Source organism: Methylobacterium sp. JK268, assembly GCF_054052225.1.
On record NZ_JBSVZN010000048.1, the window covers coordinates 46,912 to 54,158 of the forward strand.

The 7,247-nt window shown below is 69.6% G+C and carries 5 protein-coding genes; all 5 read left to right on the top strand.

The features are described 5' to 3' along the window. Nucleotides 1-133 precede the first annotated feature (133 nt). Nucleotides 134-1,294, top strand: coding sequence for an RIP metalloprotease RseP (gene rseP / locus ACW9J6_RS32450; protein ID WP_457120455.1), 1,161 nt, complete (start codon nt 134-136; stop codon nt 1,292-1,294). A 371-nt stretch (nt 1,295-1,665) separates the two neighbouring features. Next, nucleotides 1,666-4,173, top strand: coding sequence for an outer membrane protein assembly factor BamA (gene bamA / locus ACW9J6_RS32455; RefSeq protein WP_457120456.1), 2,508 nt, complete (start codon nt 1,666-1,668; stop codon nt 4,171-4,173). A gap of 128 nt (nt 4,174-4,301) precedes the next feature. Next, complete coding sequence (gene lpxD / locus ACW9J6_RS32460) at nt 4,302-5,357, top strand: UDP-3-O-(3-hydroxymyristoyl)glucosamine N-acyltransferase (protein ID WP_457120457.1); 1,056 nt, start codon at nt 4,302-4,304, stop codon at nt 5,355-5,357. Between the two features lie 69 nt (nt 5,358-5,426). After that, nucleotides 5,427-5,855 carry a MerR family transcriptional regulator gene (locus ACW9J6_RS32465; protein WP_457120458.1) on the top strand — a complete coding sequence of 143 codons (429 nt, stop codon included), beginning with the start codon at nt 5,427-5,429 and terminating at the stop codon, nt 5,853-5,855. After that, nucleotides 5,791-6,186 carry a carboxymuconolactone decarboxylase family protein gene (locus ACW9J6_RS32470; protein ID WP_457120459.1) on the top strand — a complete coding sequence of 132 codons (396 nt, stop codon included), beginning with the start codon at nt 5,791-5,793 and terminating at the stop codon, nt 6,184-6,186. Before ACW9J6_RS32465 ends, ACW9J6_RS32470 begins: the two co-directional genes overlap by 65 nt. The last annotated feature ends 1,061 nt before the right edge of the window (nt 6,187-7,247 follow it).

The following is a 7,247-nucleotide window of genomic DNA, read 5'->3' on the forward strand; positions in this document are numbered from 1 at the left end:
CACCCGCCTCGCGGCGCAATCGCGCGCTGGGCAGGCAACCCCGGCCGCGGTATGGTGGCCGGATGGCGCCGCGGCCCGCCTCCGGCCGCGGCACCCCGAAGAGGAACCGGCGGCGTCGCCGGAACGGGCCGACATGACCTTTCTCAACGCCGTGACGGAAACGACCGGCAGCCTTCTCTACATCGTGCCGTCGTTCCTGTTCGTGCTGACCGTCGTGGTCTTCATCCACGAGCTCGGCCACTTCCTGGTCGGCCGCTGGTGCGGCGTCGGGGTGACGAGCTTCTCGATCGGGTTCGGGCCGGAGCTGTTCGGCTTCAACGACCGGCGGGGCACCCGCTGGAAGCTGTCGGCGATCCCGCTCGGCGGCTACGTGAAGTTCGTGGGCGACCAGAACGGCGCCAGCGTGCCGGATCCCGCCAGCCTCGCGCGGATGAGCGCGGCCGAGCGCGCCGTCAGCTTCCACACCCAGCCGGTCTGGAAGCGCATCGCCATCGTGGCGGCCGGACCGATCGCCAACTTCCTGCTCGCCATCCTGGTCTTCGCGGGCTCGATCTACGCGCTGGGCCGCATGGAGGTCACGCCCCTCGTCTCCGCGGTGCAGCCGGGCAGCGCCGCCGAGCGGGCGGGGTTCCAGGTCGGCGACGTGGTCCAGGCCATCGACGGGCGCCGCGTGACGCATTTCGCCGACATGCAGCGGATCGTCTCGTCGAGCGGCGGCGAGACGCTCACGGTGACGGTGGAGCGCGGGGGCGTGCGCACCACGCTCTCCGCCGTGCCCGACACCGTGCAGGAGAAGACGCCCTTCGGCATGCACCGGCTCGGGCGCCTCGGCATCCAGGGCCCCCGCGACGCCGCCGACGTGAAGCTCGTCCATTACGGCCTCGCGGACTCGCTCCGGATCGGCACCTCCGAGACCTACTACGTGGTCGAGCGCACCTTCGACTACATCGGAAAGCTGATCACCGGCCGCGAATCCGCCGACCAGCTCTCCGGGCCGATGGGCATCGCCCGCGTCTCGGGACAGGCCGCCAAGGCCGGCGGGCTCTCCGCGGTGATCGGCCTCGTGGCGGTGCTGTCGGTGTCGATCGGGCTCATCAACCTGTTCCCGGTGCCGCTCCTCGACGGCGGGCACCTCCTGTTCTACGCGATCGAGATCCTGCGCGGCCGGCCCCTGAGCGAGCGCGCCCAGGAGATCGGCTTCCGGATCGGGCTCGCGCTCGTCCTGATGCTGATGCTGTTCGCGACCTGGAACGACATCGTCCAGATCGGCGCGTCCTGGACCCGCGGCACCTGACGGGGCCGGCGGGACCGGGCCGTCGCGGCAGGCGCCGATTGCGCGCAATTCGAACGATCACCTTCAGACTTTCCCCAGGGATTCGGCCTTAGATTCGGCGGGTTCGGAGACCCTGTTGCGCGTCCCGAACTGGGCCGCGGCGTCGGCACGCGCCTTCAGCGCTCGCTCACCCTGCTCGGCGAAAGCTCCCGGCCCTCCCGTGACAGGAAGGCCACGTCCCCCCAAAATCCCGGCCAGCTGCGAGCTTGGCGTTTGCTTCGCAGGGGATTCTCAGTAGAAGCGGGCGAGGACCAGACGGCCCCTGCCCTCTCACGAGGGTCGGGACTCCGCGGGTGCGAACCCGGACCGATAAGAATGAGACGGGCCATTTGATGATGTCGATGACGGGGAAGCGCGCGCGCGTGTCGGCCACTGGCGCCATCGTGATGGTCGCCGGTTTGGCCGCGGGCAGCGCCCAGGCGCAGCAGGTCGTCGTGCAGGGCAGCAGCCGCGTCGATCCCGACACGGTGCGGTCCTACGTGGTCGGCGTCTCGCCCGAAGAGGCGCGAAAGAACCTGATCGCGAGCGGGATGTTCTCCGACGCCCGCGTCTCGCGGAGCGGTGACCGCATCGTCGTGACCGTGCGGGAGAACAACACGATCAACCGGGTGGTCTTCGAGGGCAACAAGAAGGTCGAGAAGTCGACCCTCGAGAGCATCGTCGAGGCCAAGTCCCGGGGCGGCTTCAACCCGGCCGTCGTCCAGGCCGATGTCGAGCGCATCCGCGAGGTCTACCGCCGCGCCGGCCGCGGACTGGCCAAGGTCAGCTATCGCACGGTCGACCTGCCGAACGGCACCATCGACGTCGTTTACCAGATCGACGAGGGCGACAAGACCGGCATCAAGGAGATCCACTTCGTTGGCAACGAGGCCTACTCCGAGGGTCGTCTGAAGGACCTGATGACCTCGACGGAGATGAACCTCCTGAGCTTCATCAAGACCTCGGACGTCTACGACCCCGACCGGATCGCCAACGACCTCGACCTCGTCCGCCGCTACTACCTGAAGAACGGTTACGCGGATTTCCGGGTCGTCTCCGCGGATTCCCGCTTCGATGAGGCCGCCGGCGGCTGGATCATCACCGTCACGGTCGAGGAGGGTCGCCAGTACCGCGTCGGCGCCGTGGCGATCGACTCGCGCCTGGGCGGCGTCGACGGCACCGCCCTGCGCGGCGAGGTCCGCACTGAGGTCGGCGACGTCTACAACGCCGAGGACGTGGAGAAGACCCTGACCGGCGTGACCACCGAGGTGGCGCGCCGCGGCTATCCCTTCGCGCAGGTCCGCCCGACCGGCGAGCGCGACCGCGCCTCGGGCACCGTGGCACTCGGCTTCGTGGTCGAGGACGGCCCGCGGGTCTACGTCGAGCGCATCAACGTGCGCGGCAATTCCCGCACCCGCGACTACGTGGTGCGGCGCGAGCTCGATTTCGGCGAGGGCGACGCCTACAACCGCGTCCTCGTGGACCGGGCCGAGCGGCGCCTGAACGGCCTCGGCTTCTTCAAGAAGGTCCGGTTCTCGAACGAGCCCGGCTCCTCCCCCGACCGCGTCGTCGTGAACATCGACGTCGAGGATCAACCCACCGGCTCCTTCTCGGTGGCGGGCGGCTACTCGACGGCCGACGGCATCATCGGCGAGGTCTCGGTCTCCGAGTCGAACTTCCTCGGCCGCGGCCAGTTCGTCCGGCTCGGCGTCTCGGCCGGCCAGTACACCCGCGGCGTGGACTTCTCGTTCACGGAGCCGTACTTCCTCGGCTACCGGCTCGCCGCCGGCTTCGACATCTTCGACAAGTACAGCGACCTGACCCGCTACTCGCGCTACATCACCGACGTGGTGGGCGGCCAGCTCCGCCTCGGCCTGCCGATCACCGAGGAGTTCGGCGTCACGCTGCGCTACTCGATCTACAACACCGACCTGAAGATCCCGAACACCCTGAAGCGGCCCTACAACGACTGCTCGTTCCCGCTCCCGGGCTACACGCAGGTCAACGCGGCCGGCCAGGCGCTCTACCCGCAATGCACGTATGACGGCGAGGCCTCGATCGCCATCAAGTCGGCGGTCGGCAACACCCTGACGTCGCTGGCCGGCGTGACCCTGGCCTACTCGACCCTCGACAACATCTCGATCCCGCACAACGGCTTCTACGGCGAGCTGAAGCCCGAATTCGCCGGCCTCGGCGGCGACTCGAAGTTCTTCCGCGTCACCGGTGAGGCCCGCTACTACAAGGAACTCTACGAGGACATCATCGGCTTCGTGAAGTTCCAGGGCGGCCACATCCTGCCGACCGAAGGGAACACGCTGCGGATCACCGACCAGTTCTTCCTCGGCCCGTCGCTGGTGCGCGGTTTCGCGCCGAACGGCATCGGCCCGCGCGACATCGGCACCGGCGATGCCCGGTCGAACGCGCTGGGCGGCACGACCTATATCGGCGGCACCGTCGAGGTGCAGTTCCCGATCTGGGGCGTGCCGAAGGATATCGGTCTGAAGGGCGCGGTCTTCGCCGACGCGGGCACGCTGTTCGGCTACAAGGCCCGCCGCACCTTCGACGTGAACGGCGACGGCATCATCAACGGCTTCAGCGCGGTCGGGGGCTGCAACTTCAACGCCCTGACCATCGGCATCGAGCCGGAATGCGTGAACGTGCGCGACAAGAACGTGATCCGCTCCTCCGTCGGCGCCTCGATCCTCTGGAACTCGCCGCTCGGACCGATTCGCTTCGACTACGCCTACGCGCTGTCCCGCGACGAGGGCCAGAAGGTCTTCGCGCAGGACGGCACCTACCTGGGCAAGGTCGGCAAGGACCAGACGCAGGCCTTCCGCTTCTCGGGCGGCTCGCGCTTCTGACCCGACCGCCTCTCGGCGACGAAGCCGGCTCTTCGCGGAGCCGGCTTTTTTCGTTTGTGCGGCCCGCCGCGAGCCTGTAGGGCCGCGATCCGGCGCCGGCCCTCCCGGCCCGCTCCCGCGAGGCCCGCATGTCCGATCCGGTCTTCTTCCCCCTCGCCGGCCCGATCCCGCTCGACGAGATCGCGTCCCTGGCCGGGGCCGCCCTCCCCCCGGGTCTCGACGGGAGCCTCGCCGTCACGGGGGCCGCGCCCCTGGAGAGCGCGGGACCGGACGACCTCGCCTACATGGACAATGCCAAATACGCGGAGGCGCTCGGCCGCACCCGGGCGCGGGCCTGCCTGGTCTCCGCGCGCTTCGCCGCCCGGGTGCCGGCGGGCACGGTCGCGCTGGTCACGCCCCAGCCCTACCGGGCCTTCGCCAAGGTGCTGGCGCGGCTTTTCCCGAGCGCCGCCCGTCCAGCCTCGCTGTTCGGGGCCACCGGCGTCTCGCCGGGCTCCTTCGTGCATCCGGAGGCGCGGCTGGAGCCGGGCGTGATCGTCGATCCGGGCGCGGTGGTCGGGCCGGGCGCCGAGATCGGCTCGGGAACGGTGCTGGCGGCGGGGGCGGTCGTCGGGCCGGGAACCCGGATCGGGCGCGACTGCGCGATCGGGCCGGGCGCCTCGCTCCTGCACGCGCTCCTCGGCAACCGGGTGATCGTGCATGGCGGCGCCCGCATCGGGCAGGACGGGTTCGGCTTCGCCATGGGGCCGGGCGGGCACCTCAAGGTGCCGCAGGTCGGCCGCGTCATCATCCAGGACGACGTCGAGATCGGCGCCAACACCACGATCGACCGGGGCGCCAGCCGCGACACGATCGTCGGCGAGGGCACCAAGATCGACAACCTCGTGCAGATCGCCCACAACGTGGTGATCGGCCGCCACTGCGTGATCGTCGCGCAGGTCGGGATCTCGGGCTCGACGACGCTCGAGGATTACGTCGTGCTGGGCGGCCAGGTCGGCGTGGTCGGCCACCTGCGCATCGGCATGGGCGCGCAGATCGCCGGCTCCAGCAACATCAACAAGGACGTGCCCCCGGGCGCCCGCTGGGGCGGGACGCCGGCCAAGCCCGTGCGCGAGTGGTTCCGCGAGATGACGACCCTCAAGCGGCTCGCCGCCAAGGCCCGGGACGGCGAGGACGAGGCGTGATCCGGCCGCTTGACTGAGAGCGCGCTCGAACCCCTACCGTCCTGGACGTCGTGACGGAAGGTGCGGCCCATGCGGATCGGTGAACTGGCGCGGCGATCGGGATTGTCGGCGCACACGCTCCGCTACTACGAGCGGATCGGCCTGCTTCCCTACGCCGACCGGGACCGGACCCGCCAGCGGGACTACGACGCCGCGATCCTGACCTGGATCGCCTTCCTCGTCCGCCTCAAGCGGACCGGGATGCCGATCCGGGACATGCTCCGCTACGCGGCCCTTCGGGAGCGGGGCAGCGGAACGGAGACGGAGCGACGCCGGCTGCTGGAGCAGCACCGCGCGCGCGTTCGGGCGCAGGTCGCCGAGCTGCAGGCCAGCCTTCTCGTCCTCGACACCAAGATCGCCGGCTACGGCGCCACGGACCAGAGGATGACGGACGATGACGAACCCCAATTCCACGCAAGCGGAGACCCGGCTGGAACGCGGGCGGCGGGCGCTCGCTGAAATCGACGGCGAGGGCGGCGAGCGCGTCGTGGCGGCGCTGGCCGACATCGCGCCGGACTTCGCGCGCTACCTCCTCGAATTCCCCTTCGGCGACATCTATGCGCGCCCCGGCCTCGATCGGCGCGCCCGCGAGATCGCCACGATCGCGGCGCTCACCGCCCTCGGCAATGCCGCGCCGCAGCTCAAGGTCCACGTCGCGGCGGGCCTGAACGTGGGCCTCACCCGCGACGAGATCGTCGAGGTGATCATGCAGATGGCGGTCTATGCCGGCTTCCCGGCCGCCCTCAACGGGTTGTTCGCGGCCAAGGAGGTCTTCGCGGAGGCCGCCTGACGGCGCCGGTGACGCGGCGCGTCCGCGTCACCGTCCTGCCGGGAACCGTGTGCGGATCGTGTGGGACGAGCCGAAGCGTGAGATGAACCTCCATAACCACCGGATGGATTTCGCCGATGCGGCGCTCGCCGCATGCGCGGCCGACCACTGGGAAAGAAGAGCGCGCCCCCCTCTCCCGAGTGGGCTAGCGTGTTCACACTTCGCCTCCCGGCATCAAAAAAGCGCTTCTTTCGCAGTTGCTTGAACGGAACCGAGGAGACCCGCGGGATCCCCTCTCCCGTGCGGGAGAGGGGTAGGGGTGAGGGTCCCGGACCGTGCCGTCATCAAGCGGCAACTGTCGTGCTGGCAGCGGGACACTCCAGAATACTTGCTGAACCACCTGGACCCTCACCCCTGCCCCTCTCCCGCACGGGAGAGGGGTTCCCCGCGCCACACCCGAAACCATCGTGTGTCGACGTAAGCATCTGCCACGTCTGTATTTCGCGTTCTGTGAATCCGCTAGCCCGAGTGGGAGAGGGGCCGGGGGATCGAAGATCCCGCGTGAGGGTGGCTCGGCCTCAGCAAAAGGACTGGACAGTGCCGCTGGCAGCTCGACGGTTCAGTCTGCGTGCTGAAGCGTCCGTCCCTCACCCCTACCCCTCTCCCACTCGGGCTTGCCGATTCACACTTCGGGCGGTGCGCATGCCCTCTCCCCGCGTGCGGGGAGAGGGTCGAGCCCCCCTTGTCGGGGGCGAGACGAGGCGGCAGCCGAAGGTGAGGGGGCGCTTCCGGAGGAGCCACATCCGGCACGGCCCCCTTGTATCTGGAAGCCGGCCCTTTTGGATGATGTGATGAGGGCTGCGCGGGGACCGGCGGCCGCCGGTCCCCGCGCGTGGCGGACGGCTCCCGCGCCCCCTCTGGCTGCAACCGCTGGTGAGCTTTGGGACCGTCGCCACTGTCACGCACGACCGGACAGTCGCCTGATCGCCCATCGCACGCACAAGGCAGGTTACCGTGACCCAGATCATCTGTGGAGTGGACGTCGCCGCAAAGACCCTCGACGTCCGCATCGTTCCGGGTGG

Excerpts from the sequence above, each read along its gene's own strand:
- rseP (WP_457120455.1), top strand. The coding sequence starts at position 134 with ATGACCTTTCTCAACGCCGTGACGGAAACGACCGGCAGCCTTCTCTAC.
- bamA (WP_457120456.1), top strand. The coding sequence starts at position 1,666 with ATGATGTCGATGACGGGGAAGCGCGCGCGCGTGTCGGCCACTGGCGCC.
- lpxD (WP_457120457.1), top strand. The coding sequence starts at position 4,302 with ATGTCCGATCCGGTCTTCTTCCCCCTCGCCGGCCCGATCCCGCTCGAC.
- ACW9J6_RS32465 (WP_457120458.1), top strand. The coding sequence starts at position 5,427 with ATGCGGATCGGTGAACTGGCGCGGCGATCGGGATTGTCGGCGCACACG.
- ACW9J6_RS32470 (WP_457120459.1), top strand. The coding sequence starts at position 5,791 with ATGACGAACCCCAATTCCACGCAAGCGGAGACCCGGCTGGAACGCGGG.